This is a genomic window from Flexivirga endophytica (assembly GCF_014640635.1).
GTDB lineage: Bacteria > Actinomycetota > Actinomycetes > Actinomycetales > Dermatophilaceae > Flexivirga > Flexivirga endophytica.
The window spans coordinates 459197-483765 of record NZ_BMHI01000004.1; the positions used below are offsets into that span (position 1 = coordinate 459197).

Annotated in this window: 30 protein-coding genes and 2 pseudogenes; 13 read left to right on the forward strand and 19 right to left on the reverse strand. The window is 67.0% G+C overall.

Translation table 11 applies throughout. The annotated features are described in order from the left end of the window. Position 1: 1 nt before the first annotated feature. Positions 2–553: an NADPH-dependent FMN reductase gene (locus IEX71_RS14185; protein ID WP_188837680.1), complete on the reverse strand. Its 552-nt coding sequence runs from the start codon at positions 551–553 to the stop codon at positions 2–4. 118 nt (positions 554–671) lie between these two features. Between IEX71_RS14185 and IEX71_RS14190 the strand changes: the two genes are divergently transcribed. Next, positions 672–1868 (forward strand): ATP-binding protein, encoded by a 1197-nt coding sequence (locus tag IEX71_RS14190; RefSeq protein WP_188837681.1) that lies wholly within the window; start codon positions 672–674, stop codon positions 1866–1868. A 21-nt stretch (positions 1869–1889) separates the two neighbouring features. On the opposite strand, the gene IEX71_RS14195 is transcribed toward IEX71_RS14190, so the two are convergent. The 4 genes and pseudogenes from IEX71_RS14195 to IEX71_RS14210 all read right to left on the reverse strand — a co-directional run. Further along, entirely contained in the window at positions 1890–2360 is a 471-nt protein-coding gene (locus tag IEX71_RS14195) for a GNAT family N-acetyltransferase (protein WP_188837682.1), read from the reverse strand. Positions 2361–2459: 99 nt separating this feature from the next. Then, complete coding sequence (locus tag IEX71_RS14200) at positions 2460–3107, reverse strand: (2Fe-2S)-binding protein (protein WP_188837683.1); 648 nt, start codon at positions 3105–3107, stop codon at positions 2460–2462. Next, the gene (locus IEX71_RS14205) at positions 3104–3685 is read right to left on the reverse strand and encodes a hypothetical protein (RefSeq protein ID WP_188837684.1); all 582 of its coding nucleotides are present in this window, start codon (positions 3683–3685) and stop codon (positions 3104–3106) included. The genes IEX71_RS14200 and IEX71_RS14205 overlap by 4 nt, the downstream gene beginning before the upstream one ends. A 60-nt stretch (positions 3686–3745) precedes the next feature. Beyond that, a pseudogene (locus IEX71_RS14210) lies at positions 3746–3975 on the reverse strand (SDR family oxidoreductase); the annotation flags it as partial. 175 nt (positions 3976–4150) lie between these two features. Here IEX71_RS14210 and IEX71_RS14215 point away from each other — a divergent pair. The 6 genes from IEX71_RS14215 to IEX71_RS14240 all read left to right on the forward strand — a co-directional run bounded on the left by IEX71_RS14215 (position 4151) and on the right by IEX71_RS14240 (position 8203). Beyond that, the gene (locus IEX71_RS14215) at positions 4151–4489 is read left to right on the forward strand and encodes a VOC family protein (RefSeq protein ID WP_188837685.1); all 339 of its coding nucleotides are present in this window, start codon (positions 4151–4153) and stop codon (positions 4487–4489) included. Between the two features lie 71 nt (positions 4490–4560). After that, entirely contained in the window at positions 4561–4791 is a 231-nt protein-coding gene (locus IEX71_RS14220) for a hypothetical protein (protein ID WP_188837686.1), read from the forward strand. Beyond that, positions 4788–5438 (forward strand): M15 family metallopeptidase, encoded by a 651-nt coding sequence (locus IEX71_RS14225; protein ID WP_188837687.1) that lies wholly within the window; start codon positions 4788–4790, stop codon positions 5436–5438. The genes IEX71_RS14220 and IEX71_RS14225 overlap by 4 nt, the downstream gene beginning before the upstream one ends. Beyond that, the gene (locus IEX71_RS14230) at positions 5435–6115 is read left to right on the forward strand and encodes a phosphatase PAP2 family protein (RefSeq protein WP_188837688.1); all 681 of its coding nucleotides are present in this window, start codon (positions 5435–5437) and stop codon (positions 6113–6115) included. Before IEX71_RS14225 ends, IEX71_RS14230 begins: the two co-directional genes overlap by 4 nt. 31 nt (positions 6116–6146) lie before the next feature. Next, complete coding sequence (locus tag IEX71_RS14235) at positions 6147–7493, forward strand: ATP-binding protein (protein WP_188837689.1); 1347 nt, start codon at positions 6147–6149, stop codon at positions 7491–7493. Continuing rightward, a complete protein-coding gene (locus tag IEX71_RS14240; RefSeq protein WP_188837690.1) occupies positions 7493–8203 on the forward strand; it encodes a response regulator transcription factor in 711 nt (236 codons plus the stop codon). The genes IEX71_RS14235 and IEX71_RS14240 overlap by 1 nt, the downstream gene beginning before the upstream one ends. 38 nt (positions 8204–8241) lie before the next feature. Here IEX71_RS14240 and IEX71_RS14245 read toward each other — a convergent pair whose 3' ends face one another. Next, positions 8242–9096: a phosphotransferase gene (locus IEX71_RS14245; protein ID WP_188837691.1), complete on the reverse strand. Its 855-nt coding sequence runs from the start codon at positions 9094–9096 to the stop codon at positions 8242–8244. 24 nt (positions 9097–9120) lie between these two features. On the opposite strand from IEX71_RS14245, the gene IEX71_RS14250 reads away from it, so the two are divergent. Then, positions 9121–10179: a DUF3048 domain-containing protein gene (locus tag IEX71_RS14250; RefSeq protein ID WP_188837692.1), complete on the forward strand. Its 1059-nt coding sequence runs from the start codon at positions 9121–9123 to the stop codon at positions 10177–10179. 12 nt (positions 10180–10191) lie between these two features. Here IEX71_RS14250 and IEX71_RS14255 read toward each other — a convergent pair whose 3' ends face one another. After that, complete coding sequence (locus IEX71_RS14255) at positions 10192–11355, reverse strand: MFS transporter (RefSeq protein ID WP_188837693.1); 1164 nt, start codon at positions 11353–11355, stop codon at positions 10192–10194. 114 nt (positions 11356–11469) lie between these two features. Between IEX71_RS14255 and IEX71_RS14260 the strand changes: the two genes are divergently transcribed. Then, a complete protein-coding gene (locus IEX71_RS14260) occupies positions 11470–13113 on the forward strand; it encodes an MFS transporter (RefSeq protein ID WP_188837694.1) in 1644 nt (547 codons plus the stop codon). On the opposite strand, the gene IEX71_RS14265 is transcribed toward IEX71_RS14260, so the two are convergent. The 4 genes from IEX71_RS14265 to IEX71_RS14280 form a co-directional block, all read right to left on the reverse strand. Then, positions 13110–13895, reverse strand: coding sequence for an inositol monophosphatase family protein (locus tag IEX71_RS14265; RefSeq protein ID WP_188837695.1), 786 nt, complete (start codon positions 13893–13895; stop codon positions 13110–13112). The genes IEX71_RS14260 and IEX71_RS14265 overlap by 4 nt on opposite strands. Positions 13896–13927: 32 nt before the next feature. Further along, entirely contained in the window at positions 13928–14386 is a 459-nt protein-coding gene (locus IEX71_RS14270) for an HIT family protein (RefSeq protein ID WP_188837696.1), read from the reverse strand. A gap of 43 nt (positions 14387–14429) precedes the next feature. After that, on the reverse strand, positions 14430–15068 hold the full coding sequence (locus tag IEX71_RS14275) for a LysE family translocator (protein WP_188837697.1): 639 nt from the start codon (positions 15066–15068) through the stop codon (positions 14430–14432). 66 nt (positions 15069–15134) lie between these two features. Further along, positions 15135–15977 carry an SDR family NAD(P)-dependent oxidoreductase gene (locus tag IEX71_RS14280; protein WP_188837698.1) on the reverse strand — a complete coding sequence of 281 codons (843 nt, stop codon included), beginning with the start codon at positions 15975–15977 and terminating at the stop codon, positions 15135–15137. A 64-nt stretch (positions 15978–16041) separates the two neighbouring features. Between IEX71_RS14280 and IEX71_RS14285 the strand changes: the two genes are divergently transcribed. Beyond that, entirely contained in the window at positions 16042–16593 is a 552-nt protein-coding gene (locus tag IEX71_RS14285) for a MarR family winged helix-turn-helix transcriptional regulator (RefSeq protein WP_188837699.1), read from the forward strand. Between the two features lie 16 nt (positions 16594–16609). On the opposite strand, the gene IEX71_RS14290 is transcribed toward IEX71_RS14285, so the two are convergent. Continuing rightward, on the reverse strand, positions 16610–16978 hold the full coding sequence (locus tag IEX71_RS14290; RefSeq protein ID WP_229749736.1) for a PNPOx family protein: 369 nt from the start codon (positions 16976–16978) through the stop codon (positions 16610–16612). A 405-nt stretch (positions 16979–17383) separates the two neighbouring features. On the opposite strand from IEX71_RS14290, the gene IEX71_RS14295 reads away from it, so the two are divergent. Then, entirely contained in the window at positions 17384–18124 is a 741-nt protein-coding gene (locus IEX71_RS14295) for a peptidylprolyl isomerase (protein WP_188837701.1), read from the forward strand. Between the two features lie 48 nt (positions 18125–18172). Here IEX71_RS14295 and IEX71_RS14300 read toward each other — a convergent pair whose 3' ends face one another. Next, a complete protein-coding gene (locus IEX71_RS14300; RefSeq protein WP_188837702.1) occupies positions 18173–18859 on the reverse strand; it encodes a Type 1 glutamine amidotransferase-like domain-containing protein in 687 nt (228 codons plus the stop codon). Positions 18860–18969: 110 nt separating this feature from the next. Between IEX71_RS14300 and IEX71_RS14305 the strand changes: the two genes are divergently transcribed. After that, the gene (locus IEX71_RS14305; protein ID WP_188837703.1) at positions 18970–19560 is read left to right on the forward strand and encodes an RNA polymerase sigma factor; all 591 of its coding nucleotides are present in this window, start codon (positions 18970–18972) and stop codon (positions 19558–19560) included. Further along, positions 19557–20180 (forward strand): hypothetical protein, encoded by a 624-nt coding sequence (locus IEX71_RS14310; protein WP_188837704.1) that lies wholly within the window; start codon positions 19557–19559, stop codon positions 20178–20180. The genes IEX71_RS14305 and IEX71_RS14310 overlap by 4 nt, the downstream gene beginning before the upstream one ends. A 75-nt stretch (positions 20181–20255) precedes the next feature. On the opposite strand, the gene IEX71_RS14315 is transcribed toward IEX71_RS14310, so the two are convergent. From IEX71_RS14315 to IEX71_RS14335, 6 genes and pseudogenes are all read right to left on the reverse strand, one after another. Beyond that, complete coding sequence (locus IEX71_RS14315) at positions 20256–21122, reverse strand: GNAT family N-acetyltransferase (protein ID WP_188837705.1); 867 nt, start codon at positions 21120–21122, stop codon at positions 20256–20258. A 58-nt stretch (positions 21123–21180) separates the two neighbouring features. Continuing rightward, positions 21181–21534, reverse strand: coding sequence for a DJ-1/PfpI family protein (locus IEX71_RS22685; protein ID WP_308420987.1), 354 nt, complete (start codon positions 21532–21534; stop codon positions 21181–21183). 70 nt (positions 21535–21604) lie between these two features. After that, positions 21605–21805: pseudogene (locus IEX71_RS22850) on the reverse strand (hypothetical protein); the annotation flags it as partial. Then, positions 21802–22362 carry an RNA 2',3'-cyclic phosphodiesterase gene (thpR, locus tag IEX71_RS14325; RefSeq protein ID WP_188837707.1) on the reverse strand — a complete coding sequence of 187 codons (561 nt, stop codon included), beginning with the start codon at positions 22360–22362 and terminating at the stop codon, positions 21802–21804. The gene thpR and the pseudogene IEX71_RS22850, both read right to left, overlap by 4 nt. Before the next feature lie 76 nt (positions 22363–22438). After that, entirely contained in the window at positions 22439–23092 is a 654-nt protein-coding gene (locus IEX71_RS14330) for a response regulator (protein ID WP_188837708.1), read from the reverse strand. Beyond that, positions 23080–24357 (reverse strand): sensor histidine kinase, encoded by a 1278-nt coding sequence (locus IEX71_RS14335; protein ID WP_229749737.1) that lies wholly within the window; start codon positions 24355–24357, stop codon positions 23080–23082. The genes IEX71_RS14330 and IEX71_RS14335 overlap by 13 nt, the downstream gene beginning before the upstream one ends. Positions 24358–24569 lie beyond the last annotated feature (212 nt).

Consider the following 24569-nt stretch of genomic DNA (forward strand, 5'->3'; position numbering starts at 1 on the left):
GTCAGGCGGCCTGCAGCCGGCCGGTGAGTGTGACGAGTGCGTCGAGCAGTGCCTTGATCTCGCCGGCGCGACGGTCCTGCAGTTGCAGCCCACCCTCGCCGAACTCGGTGAACAGCTGCAGGGACACCTGGTGGCGCACGTCGATCATGTGGAAGTTGGCGACGATCTGCCGCCACTGCTCGACGGCGCGAACGCCGCCGTCAGCGCCATACGAGACGAAACCGATGGTCTTGCCGGTCCACTCCGGGCCGAGGCTGTCGACCGCGTTCTTCAGGGCGCCCGGGACGCCGTGGTTGTATTCGGGCGTGATCATCACGTAGCCGTCGCACGCATCGATGGCCTCGCTCCACCGGGTGACCTCGGGGGAGTCGTAATTGCGGCCCGCCATCGACGGCAGGACGGCCGAGGTCAGCAGGGGGAGCTGGAAGTCGCGCAGGTCCAGCACTTCGAACTCCGCACCGCCCGTCTCCTCGGCGTTGCTGCGCACCCAGTCGGCAACGAGCTCGCCCTTCCGGCTGTCACGGACAGATCCAAGAATGATTCCGATCTTCACGCCTCCCGATGCTAACGAGGTTGACGGATCGTTATGACGGAGGCTGTCGGCCGGTGCCGATACGCTTGTAGACGATTAGGCGGAACCGTATAAATCAGCCCAGAGCGAGAGGCAACGAATGGCACAGCCCAGTCCCTACACACCGGGTGCTGTGGCGCGCGAAGTCCCCGGCCGCAACAGGCAATTGGCCGCCATCGAGGAACGGCTCGACCTGCTGGCCACGATCGGCAGACTGGTGCCGCGGATCCGCGTCGACCACGGACCACGGGGCGTGGGCAAGACCTCGCTGTTGCGGCAGGTCGAGCAGCGGGCCAAGGCCAAGGATGCCGACACGATCTGGGTCACCGCAGGGGAGTCGTCGGGTCTGGTGCCCGCGATCGCCGACGGCGCCGAACGGCTGGTCCGCCGGTGGCCGGCGAAGATGAAGGAACGGGTCACCGAGGCGCTGTCGCACCTAGAGTTGAAGGTGACCGGGGGAGTGCCGGGTGTGGCCAGCATCGAAGCCGGATGGAGCGCGGCCGGCGGACGCCGTCGGGCCCGCGGTGCAACGCGCGAGTTCGAGGACCTCATCGTCGCGACGACGCAGGCGTCACTGGACCGCAAGCACTCCGGACTGGTCATTCTGATCGACGAGGTGCAGGCGGCGGATCCGGCCAGTTTGCGGACGATCTCCTATGCGTGGCAACACTTCCAGTCCGAACGCCGCGACCTGCCGGTCGCGCTCTTCGCAGCCGGCCTACCCGAGAGCGTCGGCGTCATCAATGCCGCCGTCAGCAATTCCGAACGCTTCGCCTACCGGCAGCTGAAGGACCTGACACCCGACGCGGCGGCCGTGGCCCTGGCCAACCCGGCGCGCCAACTCGGGGTCGGCTGGAGCGCGGACGCCTTGGACGCCGCCGTGCGGTATGCCGCGGGCTATCCACACACCGTGCAGCTGATCGGTGAAAACGCCTGGCAACACGCGGGATTCCCCGATTCGGGGGCAACCATCAAACGTGAGCACGTCGAGGCTGCGGCAGCCGACGTCGAAGAGGACCTGCGAGAGCTGTTCACGGCTCGACTGTCGAAAGTGACCCGGCAGGTCGAGCTCGACTTCGTGCTGGCGATGGCCAGATTGGGTGACGGGCCGGTCCGGCGCAGCACGATCGCCGCCGAGATGGGCAAGCCGACCGACGCCCTCGGAGTTCCACGCAGCAGGCTGATCGGCGCGGGCATCATCACCGACAGCAGCCACGGCTACCTGGAGTTCACCGTGCCGGGCTTCGCGGCCTTCGTCCGGGACGTGCACGACCTCGAGCTCGTCGAGGAGGACTGACTCGCCCCAGGTTCGGGCGGGTCAGCTCGCCGCCGAGGGGCGTTGCATGCGCTGGTCGTAGCAGCGCCATACGTCGTCATACCGCTCGGTGTCGTCGAGTTCGAAGCCCAGTTTGCGATAGAAGACGATCGCCCGCTCGTTGCCGCGCAGCACCCACAGGTAGGCGTCCGCGTCGCCGACTGCTTCCTGCATCAACGCCTGGGCAACGCCCTTGCCGTGCCAGCGCCCGGCGACGTTGAGACTGCGGACCTCGGTCGGCCTTGGCGCGTCCTCGTCCTGCGCGGGTCCGACTTCGATGATGCCGACGGGCTCTGCGTCGACGAAGGCGGCCAGCACGGTGTTGCCCGACTTCCCGCTCTGCACGGCGGTGACTGTCCGCTCCCAGCGTTGTGCGCTGTGGGAGGACTCCAACTGATCGAGGAGCGGCTGCTCGATCAGGCCGCGGTAGGCGTGGCGCCATACGGCGATGTGCAGGGCCGCCAATGACTCCACGTCCCCTGGCTCTGGTCGTCTGATCGTCCATTCAGGCACGAACGCGAGTATGCCGCAGGTCGCGCTTCAGGCCGAGCCCCTCGGCCTGTGGCGGGAGCGTCAAGGTCGCAGGACGCAGTCACCGCACATGCCCGTGCCGGCTCGATAGATCAGACAGCAACTGCGTCTGCGGAAGCCGGGACCGGCGTGGAGCGCGCCACCGTCGATGCGAGCGTCGCGCAGCAGGGCGTCCGCGGCCTGTCGAGCGTCGTCGAGCAGATCGGGACGGGCTGTGCGCAGAAGGTTCAGCGTGCTGTTGGCCGCCGAGCCGACGTTGCCCCATAGCACCTGCGGGCTGACGCCAAACAACTGCTGGATGGTGCTGGCGAGGTCGCCGATCGCGCTGTCGTCCAACGGACTTCGTGGTTGCGGCGAGCGTGTCAGCGAGAGTTGGACGAGACCGCCGGGCGGTTGCTGCCACCAGATGTCGGCGGTGGTGAGACTCACCGATATGCCGAGCGCTCGGGCGCAGATGTGCGCCGCGATCATTCGGGCGACCAGACCGAAGTGCTCCGTCGATGCCGCGGTGCGCAGGTCGACCGGCTCACGGCCGGGGGAGCGGAGTGCAGCGGCGATGTGATCGACCCGTGAGCGCAGGGAGTCGGCGCCGATTCGGGCTTCCAGGGGTTGCCAGGGACTGCCCGGCGTCGCGCCGGGAGAGTGCTCCGCGAAGGCCAACCCGTCGCCGAGACGGTGCGGATCGTTCATCGGTCGGCGAGCCGTTCGACGAGACAGCGGAGGGGAGCAGGGGTCTCCCCAGGGCCCAGCGCCGTCGCGAGTGCGCCGGCGAGCAGTTCCTTGCGGCCGGAGGCCACGCCACAGAAGCGATGCAGCTGCTCGGTGAGCGGGCGGTCGAGCCAAGCCGGTTGTTGGCGCAGTGTGGCGAGTTTGGCGTCGAGCCCGAGTTGTTCGATGACGTCGATGGTCCGGTCGGCGCCCAGCGCCCGGATCAGTTCCTCCTCCAGGTCGGCGTGGCAGACGAAGAAGCCGTATGCCGACAGATCGCTCACATCCCGGACCACGCACCCCACCTCGTTGAGCGCCTGCTCGACGAACCGCGTCTCCGGTGCATCGCACAGGCCGAGGATCTCCCGTTCCTCAGCTGCACGGTGCAACTCGCCGAGTTCACGACGGACGTTGGTCACGCCATGAAGGTCGACCAGCTCGACGGCCCCGAGATCGACGCCGTACGTCGTCGCGACGGCCGTCACCGCTGCGACGTCGCTGATGCCTTCGAGCAGCACGATCTTCCGGACCGCGGTCTGCACCGACTCACCTCCTGTCATCGAGCGCCTCGACTCGAGCGTTTCGACTCTACGCAGCAGCGCGACGATCCACTCGCCCGATCACTGTGCGGTGCGGAAGCCACCGTTGCTGTAGAGCACCTGCCCGGTGATCCAGCCGCCGGCAGACGAGAGCAGGAACGTCACGAGATCACCGGTGTCCCGCGGCGTGCCGAGGCGCCCGGCGGGTGTCTGGGCGACACCTGCTCGCGGATCTCGTCGTCCATCCAGCCGGTGTCGACCGGCCCCGGGTTGATCGCGTTCGCGCGAATTCCTTGATCTGCCAACGCGACCGTGATGCCGCGCCGTCGGCCTACTCCGGTGAGCAGCACTGTTCCGTGTCCCATGAGATCTCCAGCCCTGATCGGAAGCGGGTGTCGCTCGGACGGTATGGCGTGAAAGGCCCGCTGTCGCGTGGATTTCCGTTTGGCTGCCTTCTTTCACTGAAGGAGCGACTAGCGTGCCGCCGTGGTTGCTTTCGTGAAGTCCGTGACGTTCGACTGCGCCGACACCCTTGCGGTAGCCGGGTTCTGGGCGAGCGCGCTCGGCTCGAACGTCGACGAGGACAGCACGGCTGACCGGGCCTGGGTGGAGCCGCCCGGGTGGGGTGGCCCGACCCTGTGGTTCCAGCGCGTGCCGGAGACCAAGACTGCCAAGAATCGCCAGCATTTCGACCTGCGCGCGGTCGGAGACCTGGGCGCCGAGGTCGGGCGGCTTGAGGCGCTCGGTGCCTCGGTGATCGAACGACACGACGACCTGGTTGTCATGAGCGACCCCGAGGGCAACGAGTTCTGTGTGGAGAGCTGACGGGGGATCGAGCACCGGAGGATCAGGCAGGGAGGATCAGGCATTGACGAACTCAGGTCCAACCTGATCCCGTGCTGCTGACCGTCGTGGTGGCTCCGCCCCGGCAAGGTGCGCAGGCCCGCCAGCAGTTCGTCGTGCTGCACACGTCGGCCTCACCAATGCTGATCCGCAAGGTTTTGGCGGCCGGCTTGAAGATTCGGGCACGACCTCCGCCGGCCGGCACCGTGTGGCTTTTCTGTGACAGTGCTGTTGCAACGGTGCGGCGGGACCGAGACATCCCCTTCATAGCGTTCTTCGCATGAACTCGACTCGACGTCACGGCCGTACCGGAGCCGCTGTGGTGGGACTCTTCGGGATCGCCGCGGCCTGCGTTCTGGTCGGCGCTGCCGGATTCATGGCGGACCCCGGCCCCGCTGCAGACGGCGTGCGGTCGGCGACTGCCGTGGTCACCTCGGGGGAGGCCACGACAGGTGAGGGATCGAAGCCGCCTCGACCGACCACGAAGAAGGACGCCGCCTTCGGCCCGGCCGCGGGGGAGATCCCCTCCGGTGCGCATCTTGGCCCGACGGCCGACGTGCCTGCCGTCCAACGTCTCGACCCGCAACTTCGTGCAGCATTGGTCGGGGCGCAGGAGGCGATGCAGGCCAACGGGGTGCAGATGTGGATCACCTCGGGATGGCGCACCGATGCCTACCAACGCCGGTTGTATGCCGACGCAGTCGCCGAACACGGCGTCGCCTATGCAAGGACCCATGTCGCAACTCCGGACAAGACCGAACACACCACGGGCCGAGCCGTGGACATCGGCCCCACCGACGCCGACTACTGGCTCATCCGCAACGGATCCCAGTACGGACTGTGCCAGACCTACGCGAACGAGATCTGGCACTTCGAGCTGACCGCTGTTGACGGACAGTGCCCGGCCCAGCGAACGGACGCTCTGGGATGAGCACCGTTGTCGCTGACCGGATCACGCGAATCGGCGCGGGATTCGCCTGCTGGATCGCCGCCCTGGTCCTGTATGTCGTTGCGGTCCGCACCCGCCCGGGACGGGAGCTCGATGCACGGTGGTTCGGGACACTGCGCGACGAGCTGGCAGGGCGTTCGTGGATCCCCGACGGGGCAGGTTTGGCGCGTAACCAACTGGTGCTGCTGGTGATCGGCCTCGGTGTAGTGTGCGCGACGTGCCTGGTGAACCGATTCCGCCCGCGCACGACGATCGTGTCGCTCTGCGTCGGGATCGGTCCGGGTTTCGCAGCTGCGGTCCTGAAGGGGCTGTTGACCCGGCCTGCCACGGGGTGGGAACTCACGGCGCACAACTCCTTCCCGAGTGGCACGGTGGCCGGCTTCGCAGGTATGGCGGCCGCGCTCACCTACGTGGCGCGCACCCGTCTGCAATACGTGATCGCCTGCGCAGCATGGGGGACGACGGGACTGGTCTCGCTCATCGTCATACGTGCGCATTGGCACCGCCCGAGCGATGTCGCCGGCTCGGTGCTGATCGCCGTGGGCGCGCTCGCCGTCGCGTCGGGCATCAGCTCACTGCAGCAACGAGCCATCGCCGGGGTGCCTCCGGCGCGAGCCATGTCACCCCGGCCGTCGCCGCAGCCGACGGCGCGACGTTGAGCGTGCGCAGGCCGGAAATCCGTTGAAGAATATGGGGATCCGGGGACGCGCGGTCCTTGCGTCCGTCGTGATCGTCCTGCTCGTCGCGGGCGGCACGGCCGTCGCGGTCGTCACGACGGTGGGTTCCTGGGTCTACTCCGTCGCACGCAGCCAGGCGCAGGATCAGTTCCTGCAGGAGGCGAAACAGATCCAGCAGGACCGGCCGTTCGGACCTGGGCGGATCATCGCGTCACCGGACATGACGATCGTCGTGGACGGACACATCACCCGACTCGGAAGTGCCAAGAGCGCGGACCTCACCCAGGACGTCAGGTCCGCGAATCACACAGACCTGCAGGTGTTGCGGCGCACCAGGGGTCCGTATCGAATCCTCTTCGGCACCCAGGTGACGGTCAACGGACCTCCGGGCTCGGACGGCGTGAAGGTGCAGCTCTATTCGGTGCGACCGTTGCTCGGTGTGCACGACAAGATCGTGTCCGTCATCAAGGTCGTCGGGATCTGTCTGGCGGCCGGGGTGCTCCTCGGTGCGGCCGTCGCCGCCTGGCTGTCGCGCTACATCGTGCGGCCGCTCAGACGCATCGACGATGCGGCCGGTCGTGCCTCCGACGGGGACAGCACAGTGCGTCTGCAGCCGCAGGGGACACCCGAGCTCGAACGTCTCGTCGAGTCGTTCAACGGGCTGATGGACACCCACGAGCACTCCCTGCAGCAGTCGCGCCGGTTCGCCGCCGACGTCTCGCACGAGCTACGCACCCCCCTGGCCGCGCTGCTGCCGGCAGGCGAGGTGTTGCAGGAGGAATCGGGGGAGATGTCGCCGGACGCGCGCGAGGCCGCCGGACTCCTGAACACCGAGATCCAGAACCTCGCCAGGCTCGTCGAGGACCTGATCGAGATCTCCCGGCACGACAGTCGCCAGGCAATTCTCGCGTTGAGCGACACCGACCTGGTGGCCCTGACGTATGACGTTCTCGATCACCGCGGCTGGCGGGAGACGGTGACCGTTCGCTCCAACCGTCCCGAGGTCGTCGCCACGATCGACCGGCGACGGATCGAGCTGGTGATCGCGAATCTGGTCGGCAACGCGGTGACGCACGGGCGGCCGCCGATCACGGTCGAGCTCACCGCTGCGTCGGACGGCGTGCTGCTCACGGTGACGAACGCCGGCGAGCAGATCCCACCGGAGGTGCAGGAGCGACTCTTCGACCGGTTCTACAAGGTCGCCACGGCGCGCACCCGAACCCAGGGGAGTGGTCTCGGGCTGGCGCTGACCCTGGAGAACGTGCGGGCCCACCACGGCACGATCGAGGTGCGCAGTGACGACAGTGCGACGACGTTCCGGGTCGAGCTGCCGTGGTCGGCGCCGACGGAGAGGGATTGATGGCGAAGGTATTGCTGATCGAGGACGACACCAGTGTGGCGCAGGCGCTGATGCTCGGGCTGCGACGCCTGGACCACGAGGTGGAGCACCTGCCCGACGGCAACCGTGACCTGCTCGAACCGGTGCGACGCAACGAGATCCTGGTGCTCGATCTCGGCCTACCCGGCCGGGACGGTTTTGACATCTGCCGGACCGTGGCCGCCCAACACGAGTTGCCGATCCTGGTCCTGACCGCACGCTCCGACGACATCGATGTCGTGGCCAGCCTCGAGGCCGGCGCTGACGACTACGTGACCAAACCGGTCTCGCCCCGCGTCCTCGACGCTCGCATCAAGGCACTCCTGCGTCGCGCAGCACGGGCTGGGGAGGAGCCCGTGACACAGCCACGAGCGGTGAGCCGCATCGGCGACCTGGAGGTCGACGAGGACACGATGGAGGTCAGGCGCTCCGGGGCGGTCCTGGACCTGACGCCCACCGAGTTGCGGATGATGGTCGTCTTCGCGCGGAACGCGAATCGTGTCCTGAGCCGCGACGAACTCTTCGAACGGGTCTGGGGCAGTGACTTCCGCGGCGACTCGCGCGTCGTCGACACGACGATGCAACGCCTACGAGCGAAGGTCGAGGCGGATCCGAGGAACCCGAGCTGCTTATTGACAGTTCGTGGCTTCGGCTATCGCCTCAGCCCAGGACGTGGACCTCAGCCGACCTGAGACCGGGGACGCTGCTCCTACTGGGCCTGGAGCACAACTCATGCCGGGGCGTCGGCCAGCGCGCGGTCGATCATCGAGTGGCCCTGGGCTTCGAACTCTTCATCGCCGACGAGGTGCGCCCACACCGCAGTGTTGATGGCTTCCCGCAGCCGCTCCCGAAGCCAGACGTCCGGCTCGCGCGGGTCCGATCCGTATCCGTCGACGAACGCACGCTCAATCGCCGAGTCCTGACGGAAGTCTTTTGCTTCCAGGCGAACCCAGTCGGTGAGCACCGGCCGTAGCGCAGCACGTCCGAAGTCGATGACGCGGACCTCGCCGTCATGGATGAGCCAGTTGCGCGGCTGCCAGTCACCGTGCGTCGGCACGACTTGAACCGGGCCCGAGGGCCACGAGGAGACGATCCGTCGCAACCCCGCCTCGAGCACCGGTTCGATCCGGTGCGGCTTGTCGAGGTTGGCCAGGATCTTGGTGTTCTCCCGCGCCTCGTATGTCGAGTCCCGCCGGCCACCCTGGGCGTGCAGTCGGGCGAGCAGCCGACCCGCCTGCCGGAACGTGTCCGGCCGTCTCTGAGCGGGCGAGTCGAGCACGAGCTCACCTGGCAGATATTCGGTGACCAGGATCTGCACGTCCCGATCACCGGCAATCAGTCGCGGTGCTCGTCCGTCATCGACCCACGGAGACAACCACTGCTCGTGGGCGTCCAACTCGCGCCCGATGTGGTTGGTCGAAGCACCGTCGGCCTTCACGATGTAGCCCTGCTGATCGGCTTCGACCTCGAGGACGACGTTGTCGACCAGACCCCACGCGTGATCGCGGACCACCTGAACCCCCGGGAGCCACTGCTCGAGCAGACGACGCTGGTCGACACTGAGCGACGCGAGAGAAGCGGCCATTCGACAGACTGTAGCGTTGAGGTGATGACGCGGAACACACGACGACGGCACCTGATCCCGACGGCGGTCGCGCTCCTGGCCCTGGTCACAGCCGGGTGTTCCGGCGGGGGATCGGGCACTATGGCCAATTCGACGGATTCACCGAGCGGCACGCGCGCGACGGACTCGAAGTCGGCATCAGCCTCGACACGCAGCAGTGCGCCGCCCAGCAGCCCGAAGAAGCCCTCGACCAGTGCCTTGAAACCGTCGGGCAACCCGTTGACCGGCGGCGCGAAGACCGGGAACCCGGTGATCGCGGTCAAGCTCGAGAACACCCGGGCGGCGATGCCGCAGTACGGTCTGTCACCCGCTGACCTGGTCTTCGTCGAGCAGGTCGAGGGCAACCTGACGCGACTCATGCCGATCTATCAGACCAGCTTCCCCAAGCGCGTCGAACCGGTCCGCAGTGCTCGCAGCACCGATGCCGACATACTGCCGGCGTTCGGGCATCCGGCGCTCGTCTACTCCGGGGCGGCCTCGCAGATCCGCAAGAAGCTCAGCAAGGCACCGATTCGGTTGTTCGGCAGCGGGTCTCGCGACTCGGGTCGGCAGGCGCCACACAATCTGTATGTCGATGTGGCGAAGTTGTCCCATCGGCCCGGGCTTCCGAGCTCGAAGGACATCGGCCTGCGCTTCGCCGCGTCCGACGCACGTCTCCAGCGCGCGCTGGCCGATCCGTCGTTCACCGTCCGAGTCGGCGCCGACCGGTTCTCTTTCTCCTACAAGGGAAACCGCTACCTGCCCACCTGGAACGGCCGTCCCTACAAAGACGTCGGCGCAGGCGGGAAACCGGTGACTGCGAGCAACGTGCTGACGCTCGATGTGCACCAGGTCTCCGACCACTACAAGGACCCGGCCGGCAACCCGGTCGACAAGTCGTTGACGACCGGCTCGGGGAAGCTGACGCTGCACCGCAATGGCAAGAAGCTGGTCGGCACATGGCATCGGTCAGCGACGAACAAGCCCTTCGTACTCAAGGACAGTCACGGCAAGCAACTGGAGCTGGCGCCGGGCAAGACCTGGATCCTGTTGCGGGGCAGGTGAGTTGGGCCCAGCTCAGCGATGAGCCTCGGGCATCCGCAGGAACCCCGAGACGATCAGTGCCAGGACTGGAAGCACCAGGAGCACGGTCAGCGCCGTCCGCAGGCTGGTGCCATCGGCGAGCCAGCCGAGCAGCGGGTTCGCCAGCCCGCCGATGCTGACGGCAAGGCCCACGGTCACGCCGCTCGCGGTGCCGATGCGGCTCGGCAGGTAATTCTGACCGAGCAGCACGAAGACGCTGAAAGGCATGTATGCCGCGATACCGGTGATCGCGATGCACACCATCGCAAGCGGCATCGAGCCGGTCAGCAGCGCGCCGGCGAGCGCGGGGATCACCAAAGCGAATCCACTGCGAATGCTCACGATCGGGCTGAATCGGTCGCCCAGCCAACCGCCCAGGAGAGTGCCGACCGCGCCGGTCACCAGGAACAGCGTGAGCGCCACGCCGGCGGTCGTCTCCGAAGTTCCGAAGTGCGCGATGAAGTAGAGCGCGATGAACGACGTGATGCCGAAGAAGAGGATCGACCGGATGATCACAACCGTGGTCAGGATGATGAATGCCGGCCAGTCGTCGTGCCCGCTCGGCATACGCGACGTCGACCGGTGTTTCTCGTGATGGTCGAGCGTGTGGTTCAGCGTGCGCGACAGCACCAGGGCCATCACGACCGCGGGTAGCACGAGCAGTCCGGTTCCGTGGATGCCCAACCAGAGCAGCACCGGAGTCGCGACGAGTGAACCGAGCGCGTAGCCGGCGTTGCCGCCCAACGCGAAGACGCTCATCGCGGTGTTGCTGTGGCCCGCTGCCTGTCGGGCACAACGTGCGGCTTCGGGATGGAAGGCAGCGATGCCCAGACCGGAGAGCGCGACCACCAACCAGGTCAATGCGTACGACGGCATGTATCCCGCGAGTGACGCGCCGACGGCGGCGAGCAGCATCCCGGCCGGAACCATCCAACGTCGCGACCGTCGATCGGCCAGCACCCCGAAGGCCGGCTGCGCCACCGAACTGAGCACGGTGGCCGCCAAAGTGATGCCCGAGACGGCCGCGTAGCTGTAGTGGCGTTCGGACACCAGGAACGGCAACAGCGCCGGTATGACGCCCTGGTAGAAATCGTCCACCACGTGCGCCGCGGACACCAATGCGGTTCCCCGGACATTGACCTCCGACCGCTTGTGCACGCCTCGACGCTAGAGCGGCCGCGTTCGCTGGTTGATGCCAGGGTGGCGACAACGTGCAAATTTGCCCGCGAACCCGTAGTGGAGGGCGACAATCGTGCACGTGCGGAACATGCGATGAAGACCCGCCGACACAACAGGAATCTGTGGCTTGTCGAAGCGGGCTGGGGCTGCTGGGTGGCGGCGGATCTGGCCCTGCTCGTCATGCTCGCCGTGGTCGCGTTCCGGATCGGCGGGGTCGGCGCCGTCGGCCTGGTCGGTGCTGCGCGGGTGCTGCCCGGCGCGCTGCTGGGACCGTTCGTCGTGCCTGTGACGGATCGGATGTCGCGCACACACCTGCTCGTCCTGTCCCACGCGTTCGCTGCGGCAATGTCGCTCGTCCTCGCCTGGGCTGCCGTCCGGGACAGCGCCCTGGTGCTCGTGCTGGTCGTCGGGTTGGGCTCACTTGCCGGTTCGATCTTCAAAGCGGTACTGCGCGCCGCGATCATCCAGGTCGTCGTGTCACCGGCCGACCTGGTCAACGCCAACGCGGCATACGCGGCGATCGAGGGTCTGGGAACGGTTGTGGGACCCGTCCTCGGCGGCGCGCTCGTCGCCGTGCTCGGCGCGTCTGCGGGGCTCGGCAGTCTCACGGTGATCTACCTCGCCGGTGCTGCGCTGTCGGCGTTGGTCCGCACGGCGTACCAAGTGCCCGCGCGAGTGACCACCGGTGCGAAGTTCCCTGGGATGCAAGCATTTCGGCTGCTGGCTGCCGTGCGGGTGCGATGGCTGGTCGGGGTGTTCCTCGGCCAATGCTTCATGCGGGGCCTGCTGACGGTCTTCATCGCGGCGTTCTGCCTCGCGCCGGGCGGCGGAGGCGAGAACCGAGTCGCCGCCCTGTTCGCGACGCTGGGGCTGGGCGGGCTGGTCGGTGCATGGCTGTGCTCCAGGTCGCCGGGACGAACATCAGCCGGTCGCCGCGCGGCCATCGGAGTCGCCCTGTGGGGGGCGCCGATCGCCGCGCTCGGGATCTGGCCGCAAGCCGATGTCGCGTGGGTGGCACTGGCCGTCGTCGGTCTCGGCAACGCGATGGAGGACGTCTACGGACTGTCGGTCCTGGATCGGGTGCTGCCCGAACACCTCGCGGCACGGGCCTACGCGCTGTTCTGGTCCGTCTCGGCCGGGCTGATCACGCTGGGGTCGTTGCTCGGCCCCGTGCTGGTGTCGTCGTTCGGTCTCGGGCGAGCGATGTGGTTCAGCGGTGCTGCGTTGGTGTTCTGCTGCGTCCTGGTGCTGCCCACGATGAAGGGTCTGGATGCGCGCGTCGGTCAGCCGCCGCCAGACCTGGCTCTGGTCAGAGCAACGGCCCAGCTGTCGGCGCTCCCGGACATGGCCGTCGAGCGGCTCGCCCGGAGCCTACGACGTAGGGAGTTGTATGCCGGTGAGGTCGTCCTGCGCCAGGGAGACGCGCCCGACGGGTTCGGCATCGTTGCGCGAGGAACGCTGCGGGTCATGCAAGGTCCGCAGACCGTGCGCGAACTCAGTCGTGGCGCCAGTTTCGGTGAGGTGGGCTTGCTCATGGAACGACCGCGAACAGCAAGTGTGGTGGCCGTGGATCCAGCGGTCGTTCTGTGGCTGGATGCGGCGACCTTCGTCGCCGCGGTCACCGGCCATCGCGATGCCGCCGCAGCCGCCATGAATGTCGCGCACGGACACCTGAACGCCGACGAGGAACGGATCTCACCGCCTCATCGAGGGCGTCATCCGGACACCGCCGCCTAGGAAAGGTGCGGTTCGATGAGTTCCAGCATTGCCCGATGGGTGATCTCGTCGGCTGACACGACCAGACCGCCTCCGGCGAGCAGTGGTTGACCGACCAGGTCGGTGACGATGCAACCGGCCGCCTCCGCGATCGCGATGCCTGCCGCGAAATGGAGGTTGTTCCTCAACGCGCCGTCCGAGATGTATGCCGCCCGACGCCCGGCGGCCACCCACACCACACCCAGGGTGGACGAGATCACGCGCGGACCGAACGACGCTCGCAGCGACGCGTCACACACGAGCTGACCTCCGACGAACGGCCGGTCGAGCGGACCATCACAGTTGATCTCCACGAGTCTGGAGACAGAGTCCGGTTGCAGCGCTGCATCATCCTCCCGACGGACGAAAGCCTTGGATCCATCGGTCCAGAAGGTCTCTCCCGCAATGGGATCGACGGCCGCAGCGGCTCGAGCGCGTCCTCCTTCGAGGAGCGCGACATTGATCACGACCAGGGGAGTGGCGGCAGCGAAGTTCAGCGTGCCGCACAGAGGGTCGATGAGCCATCGACGGCCGGAACCCACGTCGTCACCGGAGTCGCCGGACTCCTCGCCGGTGCGCAGGTCAGCGGGACGATGTGTCGCGATCACCTGCATGATCGCGGTCTCCGCGTCAAGGTCCGTCTGGGTCGCGAAATCCGTTGCGGATTTTGCATATCGGACCGACTCCGTGCCGTAGTCGCGCCGGACGACATCGGCGCCGGCAACGGCTGCTGCAATCGCGACTTCGTGATCACTCAAGGACACCCGATGAACCTAGCCGAGTCCGTGAGGTCTCGTCACAGATGAGACCTGATGCGGCGGCGCAGGGCGTCGTGTTGCGGCCCGAGCGCGGCGTCCTGGCCGTACCGGAGGTTGTTGTCGTAGCGCCATACCGGTCCACCGATCAACTCCGCAGGCTCCCATTCGTAGCGCGCGAAGATGTGCGCGTGCAGATAAGCATCGGTGTTGCCGAGGATCTCGTAGTTGAGTCGCCGAAACGCGGGATCCATCTCGCTACAAGCCTTTTCGACGGCCTCACCGAGGCAATCCATCGACTCCAGAAATGCCAGACGGCGATTCCTCGGTAGATCGGTCAGCCGGTCGACAGCTGGATCGTCAACCAGCAGAACGCAATAACCCGGTAGGTATTGCGTGTCGCCAATGACCGCGAAACTCTCGGGCAGCTTGGCCAGCACGGTGGGATTACGCCCCTCGTGCGCAGCGCGGATGCGATCCTGCTTCCAGTCGTCTGTCACGACGTCAGCGTATGGCGTCCCCCCGATCTGCGGAGGTATCCCGCTAGTCGCTCCGGCCTGTGGCTGCGATGCTCGCACCGAGGCCGATCATCACCAGGCCACCGGTGCCGCCGATCGTCGCCATCCGCCGCGGTGAACCTGCGAACCACTCACGGGCCGAGCCCGCTGCGAACGCCCACACGCTGTCGAGAACTACTGCAACGAGCGGCAACAGGAGGCCGAGCAACAGCATCTGCAGTGGCAAGTGCCCCTGAGAGGGAACGGCGTAGGCAGGCATGACCGTCACGAGCACGACTATCGTCTTCGGGTTCATAACGCCCACGACGAAGCCGTCGCGAGCTGCTCGCAGTGCGCTGACGGCAGGGACCCGCCGTGCCAGGGCGTCCGCCATCGCGCGGCGGTGTCGAATGGCTTGCACACCGAGCCAGACGATGTATGCCGCGCCGACGTACTTCACCGTCGAATAGGCGATGGCGGAGGCTTCGACCAACGCGCCCATGCCGACGGCGGTGGCGATGACTTGGCCGAGCAGTCCGACAGTGTTTCCACCGACCGTCGCCAGTGCCGACCGACGACCGACGGTCAAGGCTCGACTGATGGTGAACAGCACCGAAGGGCCAGGAATGGCAATGACCACGACAGCGGTGACCGCGAACGCGGCGAGGTGCGAGAACGGAACCATTGCGCAAGGCTAGGCAGCGACGCGACGGGTTCCAACCGAAATATTCACGCTGCCCAGTCAGTGGACTCAGCGGATTTCGCTCGTGAAGCGCGTGTCGCGACCGGTCGGAGCCCAGCGCTCGAGGTCCTCCAGTTGCTGAGTCAGTTTGGCGCGGATGCGATCTATCGCCTCCGGCCCCAGTGGTATCCGCAGCGGAGCGGAGTCGTCGGACACGGCGTCGACGATGATCCGTGCGGCACGGACGGGGTCGTTGGGTTGCACACCGTCCTGATCGCGGAACCGTCGTCGTACTACCCCCGCGGGCGTCCCTGCGTAGCCATCAATAGGATCTGCGAAAGTCATTGACCTGCCGGCGAACTCGGTCCTGAAGGGTCCGGGCTCGACGATCAGCACCCTGATCCCGAGGGGGGCAACCTCGCCTGCCAGCGCCTCCGACATACCTTCCAGCGCGAACTTGGATGTCCCGTAGATCGCGTGCCCGGGATTGGCCACGACACCACCCACGGACGACATCTGCACGATCGTGCCGGAACGTTGCGATCGGAGAGTGGGGAGCGCGGCTCGGACGACGGACGCGGCGCCCCGCACATTCACCGACAAGACTTTGTCGATCTCGTCCTCGGACAGCTCCTCAAGGGCACCGACCAGGCCGTGGCCGGCGTTGTTGACGACGACGTCGATGCGGCCGAAACGGGCGACGGTTGCCGCGATCGCGTCACGAATGCTGCCGATATCGGTTACGTCCAGGTAGCGGGGGAGTAGGCGGTCGGCCGGAGCATCGAGGGAGATCGCATCCGGCCGACGCGCCGTAGCGACGACCCGGTCACCCCGCGAAAGTGCCTCTCGCGCAATGGCTTCGCCGAAACCGGTATTGCTGCCGGTGATGAACCACACCTTGTCATCAGTCATGGTTCTGGTATAGCTTGAGACTCAAGGTATATGCAAGCGAGGAGGCAGATTGGTATCCCAGCGGATGAAGTCAGGCGACTCCTTCGAGCGCGAGGTGGACGAATGGGTCGACGCGATTCCGGGCGAGGTCGACGCGGCCACCGAGGCCGTGCGGCAGCGCATCGGACGCATTGCCCGGCAGTTCGAGCGAGTGCTTGCCGACGTGGCCGAGGACTACGAGATGAGCGCGGGCGACTGGGAGGCGTTGTCGGTGCTCGCACGCGGTCCGGGCGATGACGGACTGACTCCGGGGGAGTTGGGCCGAGTTCTCGGGCTCACCTCGGGAACGGTCAGTGTCCGGGTCGACCGGCTGGCGTCGTCCGGCCTGGTGGAGCGCACCAACGGCACGGACAGGCGTCAGCGTCCGGTCCGGCTCACCGAACGTGGTCACGCGGCGTGGGGCCGAGCAACGGTCACACGAACGTCGACCGAGAGCGCAATTCTGCGGGATTGCCTGAGCGAGAAGGAGATCGACACTCTCGGCAGCCTGCTCGGCACGCTGCTCGCACGCTTGGAGACCGAGTACGGACCGGCGCCACGGCATGACATGACCCGTGGCAGGTCGGCTCGGCGATGACACACCAACAGCAGCTCTACTCGCGTGGCGCGTCAGCGGTGCGCAACAATCTGAACTCGGTCCGGTGCAGGAGCTTCAGAACCGTGCGAGCCGGGACAGGATATGCGGCACGGCCGCATTGTGGGTCGCATTCCTCGATCCTGTCGATCCGGTATTGCCGGCGGTGGTGCAGCACGGTGCAGCCGCCAGCGGCCACCACGTTGCGATACCAGTCGACCTGGTCGCCATACGTGAGTTCGGCGACGAAGCCATCAGATACGGCAGCCAGGATGACCGGCGTCCGATATGTCCGGCCGGACTTGCGCCCGGCGTGTTCGATCAACGAGAACGGCCCGATTCCGACCAGCGCCAGACGTATTGTCAACCTGTTCAGCGTGTGCTTCAACAGTCGCGGCACGAACGGTGGCTGTCGTTTGCTCGACGACATGCGCACAGCGTAGGGCAGTGGTTGAGCGGTAGGTTCTCAACGTTACTTGACATAATGTAGATTATCGGATGTCTATAACCTGGCCACTATGCCCGTTCGACATCTGACGTGGCGGCAGCCACGATCTGCGACGACCGCCCATACAACCGCAACAACACGGTCAGCAATTCAGCCACTTGATCGTCAGTGTGCTCGTGCAGCTCGATTGGTGGTCGCGGTTGCGCTCAGTTCAGAGGGTCATCACACAATTTCGCCGCCTGAGAGACGGGTCTGGCAGTCGCAAAAGTCCGCAGCACCGCAACCCGCCATACCGTCCGAGGCAACGGCAGACTGAGCGCACCGTCACCCTTCAAGGAGCCAAACATGCACCTGTGGAAGACATTCGCAACGCTCGGCACGGTCGGTCTCGCGGCAGCCGTCATGCCGACCGCAACCGCCAGCAAGCCGCCGTTGCCGACCGCGCCGACCAAGGGCGCTTGCGCATTCACCCCGATGACCGACCAGACGTATTCGACGTTCGTCGGCCTTCCGCCCGACCCCGCGGCACCGACGACCCATGGGAAGGCGACCATCACGCTGAAGACGAACCGCGGCGATATTCCGGTGGTCCTGGACCGAGCGGCGGCGCCGTGTGCAGTCCGCAGCCTGATCTACCTCGCCCACCAGAAGTACTTCGACGGCACGAAGTGCCACCGCCTGACGGCTTACCACACACCGCCGTCCGCGCTCTCGGTGTTGCAGTGTGGCGACCCACTGGGCACTGGTTGGGGCGATCCCGGCTATTGGTTCAAGGACGAGCTCGGCTCCGCCAACGCACTGCCCAACTGGCCAGGCTTTCCCGACGGCAGCCGCAAGAACTACACGCGTGGCACTCTCGCAATGGCGAACGGCGGCCCGGACACCAACGGCAGCCAGTTCTTCCTGGTGTATGCCGATTCCCGCTTGCGACCCGACTACACGGTGTTCGGCCACGTGACGCCCGCAGGCCTGGACGTCCTCGACCAGATCGCGGCCGGCGGGATCGATCCCGGCACGGAGGGCACGCCGGAGGACGGCGCTCCCGCGCTGACGACCGTCATCGAGCGGGCCAAGAGCGGCGCCTGACCCAGAGTCTGCGAATCCGGTTCTCCCCCACGCTGGTTCGCTCTGTGTTCAACGCAGCTGCGACCCTTGGCGCAAGCATTTCCAGGTGCCTTCCGAGATGATCTGCATCTGGCCGTCGACAACCGAGATCGCTGTCCGGTCATCCATGGCGTATGCCGGAGCCGCGATGCTCGCTGCCCAGGACTCGGCCTCGGCCATCGAGTTTCCCGGCATACCGTCCACGGCCAGGTGCGGACAGATCGAGAAGTCGACCAGCCCGAGCGTGCTGTCGTCGCCGCCCGGTGGCCGCCACTGGATGAAGTCGTCGCCGACCTCCGGAGTCATCACCATGCTTCCGGCGCTGAGCCCGACCCAGACAGTGTTCGTCAGCGACGGCAACAGGTCGGCAAGGCCGGTCTCTCTCATCCAGTGACACAGGTAGAGCACGTCCCCGCCTGCTGCCAGCAGGACATCAGCCTCACGAACGAACGGGATCCAGCCCTCCGCGTCGATACTCGGCAATGCGGTCAGTTCGAGCATGCCGATGGACTTCCAGCCCAGGTCGACCATCGGATTCGTGGACCGACCGCTGATGAACTCCCATGCCCTGACGCCTGTCCCGAGCGACGGGTGGCCGTACATCGCCGTTGGGATGCACAGAGCCGAGCATTCGGAGATCGGCTTCCCGAGCATCTCGACGAGGGCATTCCGGATGCTGTCGTTCGTCACTCCCCCGGAAGTGAGCAGCAGTTTCATGGTGCCTCCTTGAGTACCAGGTGACACTAATGCTGTGACGAAGAACCGGCCAGGGTCGAGCGGCACCGCATCGCCGTAACGCTTCGTCGCTGAACGAGCAAGTGGGGGCTATGAGCGAGACGCACGAATTCGACGCAGACCTGGTACGCCGGATCGGCAGCGACCCGGATGTCTTCGAGGCGTTCTACCGCGAACACGTGACAGCGGTCGAGCGCTTCGTGACGCGTCGTGTCAACGACCCGCACTTGGCCGCCGACCTCGTCGTCGACGTGTTCCTGGCCGCCATCGACACAGCGAACAGCTACCGCCCGAACCGTGGTTCACCACTCGGCTGGCTGTATGGCGTCGCCCGGCACGTCGTAGCCCGTGAGCTCGGGCGGCGCGCCCGGGAGCGCGCCGTCGTCAGGCGCGTCGGTGGACGGCGACTGCTGACGCCGGAGTCACAGGCCCGGCTCGAGGAGCGCATCGACGCCGAACGCCAGTCACGGGCCCTGTATGCCGCCATGGCGGAGTTGCGCGAGGACGACCGAGCACTCCTCGAACTAGTCGCGATCGATGGTCTCTCGGTCGCGGAAGCCGCCCGAACCCTCGGGCTGCGACCCGGGACAGCGCGCGTGCAGCTGCACCGCAGCCGACAGCGCCTTCGTGCCTCGCTCACCGACCCGAATCCCGTTCCACTGCCTTTGGAGGCTTCGTCATGACCACCACCAACTCTGATCTCGATCCGTTCCAGACTGCGGTGCTGCACGAGTTGCGCACCCACGTCGAGCAACGAGCGCACAGCCGTTGGCGCCGGCGCCGACTGGTTCCTGCCCTGTCCGCCGCCGCAGCTGCGGTGGCCGTCACCGGCACGGTGTTCGTCACCGCCGTCCATCCCACGCCGGCTTATGCCGTGACGAAGACCGCGACCGGCGACGTGACCATCACGGTCCATGAACTGAGCAACTCGCAGGGCCTGCAGAGCGCGCTGCGCGCCGATGGTCTCGACGCCGTTGTCTCCTACACACCGGGTGTCGACGGCGACAACAAGCTGGTCCTCCGGCAACGTGGTGATCAGTCCGTGCCGCCGGCGGACGCACAACCCGTGCCGTCGGTCGTGTTCGGCACACACGGACTGACCGACGAGCAACGCGCTGAATGCGATATCGCGCCCGGCCAGGTCGCTGCCACCGTGCAGCAGTCCGACGACGGCTACCGGATCACCATTCCGGCGGCCTCTCCCCTGCAGAACCGATTCTTCGCCATCACCGGAGTCGACGCCACGACGATGACCGTGTCCTACTGGGCGTCTGACGGCAAGCATGCCTGCCTGATCCGGTAGGCAACAGGTTTCACGCGCCTTGCCCGAATACGTCCGTCACCGCGATCAGGTAATGCGTGCGAGCAGGAACGCCTGCTACTCCTTGCGGGCGAGGTCGCGGCGCTCGGGCAGCTTCTCGAAACCGGCCGAGACGTATGTCGCCACGGCGCCGACCAACGAACTGGGCGTGCAGACCTGCACCGAGGTCGAACCCATGCCACGCAGGTTCGCAGCCGCCGCGAGACAGATCGCCCTCCCGTAGCCATGACCACGGTGGTCCCGATGCACACCCATCGGCTCGATCAGACCCGGCTTGCCCGGACCTGCGGACCACACCGTCACTGTCGCGACCGCGGCGCCCGCCTCGTCATACCCGAGCAGGCAGCGCGCGTCGGCGTACGGCACTCCCCCAGCCATCGCGTGCCAGCTGTCGGCGCTGAACCTCGACTTCTCGAACGACGCGCGTTGCAGCTCGGCACGCGTCGCGGCCAGCTCTGGACCGACGACCTCGACCTGCAGCCGCGGATCCTCGACCGGCTCGGAAAGGTTGCGGGACAACGGGGTCCACCGCTCGTCCAGCGTCCAACCACGCTCGGACAACACGTCGCGGATCACCGCGCCGTTCGGTGCTTCGACATACACCTCTCCCTCACCGAGGATCCCGCGTCCCGGGTCGGCCAGGTCGTCAGCGACCTGCGTGGCGAGGTCTGCGTCCATGAGCAGGTCCGGCGCGACCGTCATCCGGATCAGGTCCGGCTCGTCCGCGATACCCACACCGACGATGCGCCCGTCGCGGGTCCAGGTGCGCGTCGCTGCGGCGGTCCGCTCAGGCCCGTATCGGAAGAACCACCCCAGGTCCCCCGGGTGGAGTTGCAACGGCACGTCGTCCCGCTGCCACTCCCGCAAGGCTTCGGTCACCGCGACGAGACCAGCGACATCCGGTGTGCTCAACTCGATCGGCATACGGCGAGCAGACACCGCCCGGCATGGTCGGTGCAACCGAATATGTGCGGCGCGGTCGTCAGTCGCGGGCTTCGCCGACGATGTACGTCGGATCCGACCACATCTCGTCGGCGGGGTATTCGAGGCCCTTCGACGCGTGTTCGGCCGCGTCGCGGCCGAGGAACCGCTGCACGATGTGTAGCCCGAGGTCGAGGCCCGACGTCAACGCACCAGCGGTGATCAGGTCACCATCGTCGACAACGCGGGCGTCGATGAGGGTCCCTACCAGAGACCGGAATTCGTGGAAACAGTTGCGGTTCGTGGTGGCGCGCCGACCCTCGAGCAAACCGGCGTGTGCCAGCACCATCCCGCCCGCGCAGACCGAAGCGATCCAGGGGACCTGCTCGCGGATCTCGACCAGCCGGGTGAGCAGGTCTCCGCGTTGGACCTGCGCCCAGGCCCCCTCCGGTGCACGGTTGAGCCAGCCGCCGCCCGGGGACCACGACTCCGTCGAGGTCCGGACCTTCGCCGAGCGTCGCCTCGACCTCCACGCGAACGTTGCGCGCCGAGGTCACCGTGCCCGGCCCGCCGGCGCGGGCAAGCTCCACTGCGACGCCGGCTACGGCAAGCGGCTCGAATGTTCCGAACACGTCGATCTCGTCGAAACCGTCGAAGACGACGATCTGGACCCTCATCCGTGTCATTCCGTCTGCTCCTGTGTCAGTGGCAATGCGGCGACGACCTCGTGTCGCGGCCGTCGGTGTGGCCCCTCCCCCAGGTATGACGCTACGAGCTCCACCTCGGTGACACGCCAGGAATCACTGCTGAAGGTATCCAGCACCTGCAGCCAGCGGCGCGCGTCGATCGGACGTCGGGGCCAGGCGACGCTCAGATGTCCGACGAAGCGCTGCCCGTCGGGAGTTGCGCCGACGGAGTTGGCGGCGTGGCGCACTCCGGTCGCCAGCGGTGTCAGCTCGACGTTCGGACGCAGCCACAACACCTTCGCCGCCAGTGGGTCGGGAAACGCGCCCGCCCCTGACAGCCGCAACTGGAACGCGTTGTGCCGCAACGCAGTCCGCCCCAATGCGGCAGCGAGCTCGGCTGCGCGGTGCTCCGGGACCGCCGCCAGGAACGCCAGCGTGAGATGCCACTGCTGCGGATCGATCCAGGTCATTCCTTCACGGGGAGCGAGGAAATCGGCAAGCTCTTCGCGGATCGCCTCTGGCGGTCGGATGGCGACGAACATTCGCGTGGTGGACATCGGCCACAGATTAGCCTTCGTCGCCTTCGTCGTCGGGGTCATTGCGGCACTCGACCAGCATGCCCGGTCCACGGGATCAGCGATCGGCCGCTTCGAGGAAACGCAACACTGCCGCGACCCGGCGGTCGGAGTCATCACCGGGCTCGAGCGCGAGCTTCGCGAAGACGTTCCGGATGTGCTTGTGCACGGCGTTGTCGGTGATGAAGAGGCGCTTGGCGATGGCTGCGTTGCCGAGGCCCTCGGCCATCACCGAAAGCACCTCCCGTTCACGCGGACTCAGCAGCGCGATGCGGTCGTTGGCCCGCTGCCGGGAGAACAACTGGGCGACGACCTCCGGATCGATCGCTGTGCCGCCAGCGGCAACCCGCTGCAGTGCTTCGAGGAACGTCGCCACCCTGCCCACACGCTCCTTGAGCAGGTAACCGACCCTACCCGCTCCGTCTGCGAGCAGTTCGGTCGCGAAGCTCTGTTCGACATACGCCGAGAGCACGAGCACCGCCAACTCGGGATGCGCGCGGCGTGCCGCCACCGCTGCACGGATGCCCTCGTCCGTGTGGGTCGGTGGCATCCGGACGTCCACGACAGCGATGTCCGGTCGATGCTCCTCGACGGCCAGCAGCAACTCCTCCGGCCCACCAACGGCCGCGACGACGTCGAGCCCCTCGCCCTGTAGGAGCAGCACCAGCCCCTCACGCAGCAGGGCATCGTCCTCAGCTATCACGACCCGCACGGCAACCTCACCTCCAGAATTGTCGGCCCCCCAACGGGACTCGACACGGTCACTGTGCCGTCGTGCGCCTCCGCACGCCGAGTGATGCCGGCGAGCCCCGACCCGTCACGGACCCGGGCACCACCGTGACCGTCGTCCTCGACCCGCACCTGCAGCACGTCGCCACGCATCGTCACCTCGACCGACGCGTGTGTCGCGCCGCTGTGCCGCGCCACGTTCGTCAGTCCTTCCGCAACGGCGAAATAGGCGGTCGCTTCCACCGACACCGGCACGCGCCCGGCCGTGACGCGAACCGTGGCCGGCACCGGTGATTGTGCAGCCAGCGCGGACAGCGCGCCGTCCAGGCCACTCTTCTCCAGCACCGGCGGCAGGATGCTGCGCACGACGGACCGCAGCTCGGCCAGCGCGGATTCCGCACCGGTCTGGACACGTTCGAGGATCTCGGCCGTGCGTTGTGGATCGTTCTCGAGCGATCGCTGGGCGGCGCCGGCGAGCACCGCGACCGTCACCAGCTTGTTCTGCGCACCGTCGTGCAGCGCCCGTTCGATGCGGCGCAGTTCGAGCGCGTGCGCATCCAGGGCTGCGGCTCGCGTTGCCGTGAGCTCGGCGACCCTGGTCGACCAGTCGATCGCTGGATCGGGCGGGAGCCAGCGTCGCCCGGTGACGGTCTGGGCGCGCAACAGGACCGGGCTGAGCGCAACCGCGAGGACCAGCCAGATCACGCCCATCGCCATGGCGACCCAGGCACCCGGCCACGTTGTCACCGCCACGAAACCGTTGACCAGAGTTGCCTCCCCGCGAGGCACCAAGTGCCACCATGCCGGCAGGGTCAGCGCCTGCACGCCATTCGCCACGATCTGTATGGCGACGGCGCCCACCACGAACCCGACAACGGCGTATGTCGCCAACCAGCTCAGGTCCCGACGAGTCGTCGGGTCGTGTGCGATCGCCTGCCACGCAGCGCGCGCGCCGCGTGGCGGCTCGGCATACGGCATCCGGACCGGGTGGCCGATGGCGCGCAACCGGCGCCGCTCCAACTCGGCGACACGGCGCACGAGATCGAGCATCGCCCGCAGCAACAGCAGTCCGACCCCCACCACACAGAGCAGTGCGGTCACAACCGCGAGGGCGATGACCCCGATCGCCAACAGCGCGATCCCGAACCCGGCGACCAACCACTTCAACGCGATCGCCGCTCGCCGGACGACACTCCATCCCTCGGCCAGCACGCTCGTGTGCTCGGTGGACACCGATGGATTCGACACCGATGACCTCCTCGACCGTGCGGCTCGTCCGTGATTACCCCGACCGTATGCGGCTGCATGCGTCCGCGCACGTCGGCCGGGCGGATGACCTCGATAAGTACAGCCTGCTGTACCTGCGTCCGGTAGCTCGCCGGATCGTCCCGAGCGGCCGGTGTTCCTAGCGTGGAGAGCATCCGAACCAGACCAACTCACAGCAGTCCGATGGAGCCGAA

What these genes read in the sequence shown, in the direction of transcription:
- IEX71_RS14235 (WP_188837689.1), top strand. Translation starts at nt 6,147, where the DNA reads ATGGGGATCCGGGGACGCGCGGTCCTTGCGTCCGTCGTGATCGTCCTG.
- IEX71_RS14225 (WP_188837687.1), top strand. Translation starts at nt 4,788, where the DNA reads ATGAACTCGACTCGACGTCACGGCCGTACCGGAGCCGCTGTGGTGGGA.
- IEX71_RS14230 (WP_188837688.1), top strand. Translation starts at nt 5,435, where the DNA reads ATGAGCACCGTTGTCGCTGACCGGATCACGCGAATCGGCGCGGGATTC.
- IEX71_RS14310 (WP_188837704.1), top strand. Translation starts at nt 19,557, where the DNA reads ATGACCACCACCAACTCTGATCTCGATCCGTTCCAGACTGCGGTGCTG.
- IEX71_RS14190 (WP_188837681.1), top strand. Translation starts at nt 672, where the DNA reads ATGGCACAGCCCAGTCCCTACACACCGGGTGCTGTGGCGCGCGAAGTC.
- IEX71_RS14200 (WP_188837683.1), bottom strand. Translation starts at nt 3,107, where the DNA reads ATGAACGATCCGCACCGTCTCGGCGACGGGTTGGCCTTCGCGGAGCAC.
- IEX71_RS14250 (WP_188837692.1), top strand. Translation starts at nt 9,121, where the DNA reads ATGACGCGGAACACACGACGACGGCACCTGATCCCGACGGCGGTCGCG.
- IEX71_RS14240 (WP_188837690.1), top strand. Translation starts at nt 7,493, where the DNA reads ATGGCGAAGGTATTGCTGATCGAGGACGACACCAGTGTGGCGCAGGCG.
- IEX71_RS14260 (WP_188837694.1), top strand. Translation starts at nt 11,470, where the DNA reads ATGAAGACCCGCCGACACAACAGGAATCTGTGGCTTGTCGAAGCGGGC.
- IEX71_RS14315 (WP_188837705.1), bottom strand. Translation starts at nt 21,122, where the DNA reads ATGCCGATCGAGTTGAGCACACCGGATGTCGCTGGTCTCGTCGCGGTG.
- IEX71_RS14205 (WP_188837684.1), bottom strand. Translation starts at nt 3,685, where the DNA reads ATGACAGGAGGTGAGTCGGTGCAGACCGCGGTCCGGAAGATCGTGCTG.
- thpR (WP_188837707.1), bottom strand. Translation starts at nt 22,362, where the DNA reads ATGTCCACCACGCGAATGTTCGTCGCCATCCGACCGCCAGAGGCGATC.
- IEX71_RS14245 (WP_188837691.1), bottom strand. Translation starts at nt 9,096, where the DNA reads ATGGCCGCTTCTCTCGCGTCGCTCAGTGTCGACCAGCGTCGTCTGCTC.
- IEX71_RS14300 (WP_188837702.1), bottom strand. Translation starts at nt 18,859, where the DNA reads ATGAAACTGCTGCTCACTTCCGGGGGAGTGACGAACGACAGCATCCGG.
- IEX71_RS14295 (WP_188837701.1), top strand. Translation starts at nt 17,384, where the DNA reads ATGCACCTGTGGAAGACATTCGCAACGCTCGGCACGGTCGGTCTCGCG.
- IEX71_RS14285 (WP_188837699.1), top strand. Translation starts at nt 16,042, where the DNA reads ATGAAGTCAGGCGACTCCTTCGAGCGCGAGGTGGACGAATGGGTCGAC.
- IEX71_RS14280 (WP_188837698.1), bottom strand. Translation starts at nt 15,977, where the DNA reads ATGACTGATGACAAGGTGTGGTTCATCACCGGCAGCAATACCGGTTTC.
- IEX71_RS14305 (WP_188837703.1), top strand. Translation starts at nt 18,970, where the DNA reads ATGAGCGAGACGCACGAATTCGACGCAGACCTGGTACGCCGGATCGGC.
- IEX71_RS14275 (WP_188837697.1), bottom strand. Translation starts at nt 15,068, where the DNA reads ATGGTTCCGTTCTCGCACCTCGCCGCGTTCGCGGTCACCGCTGTCGTG.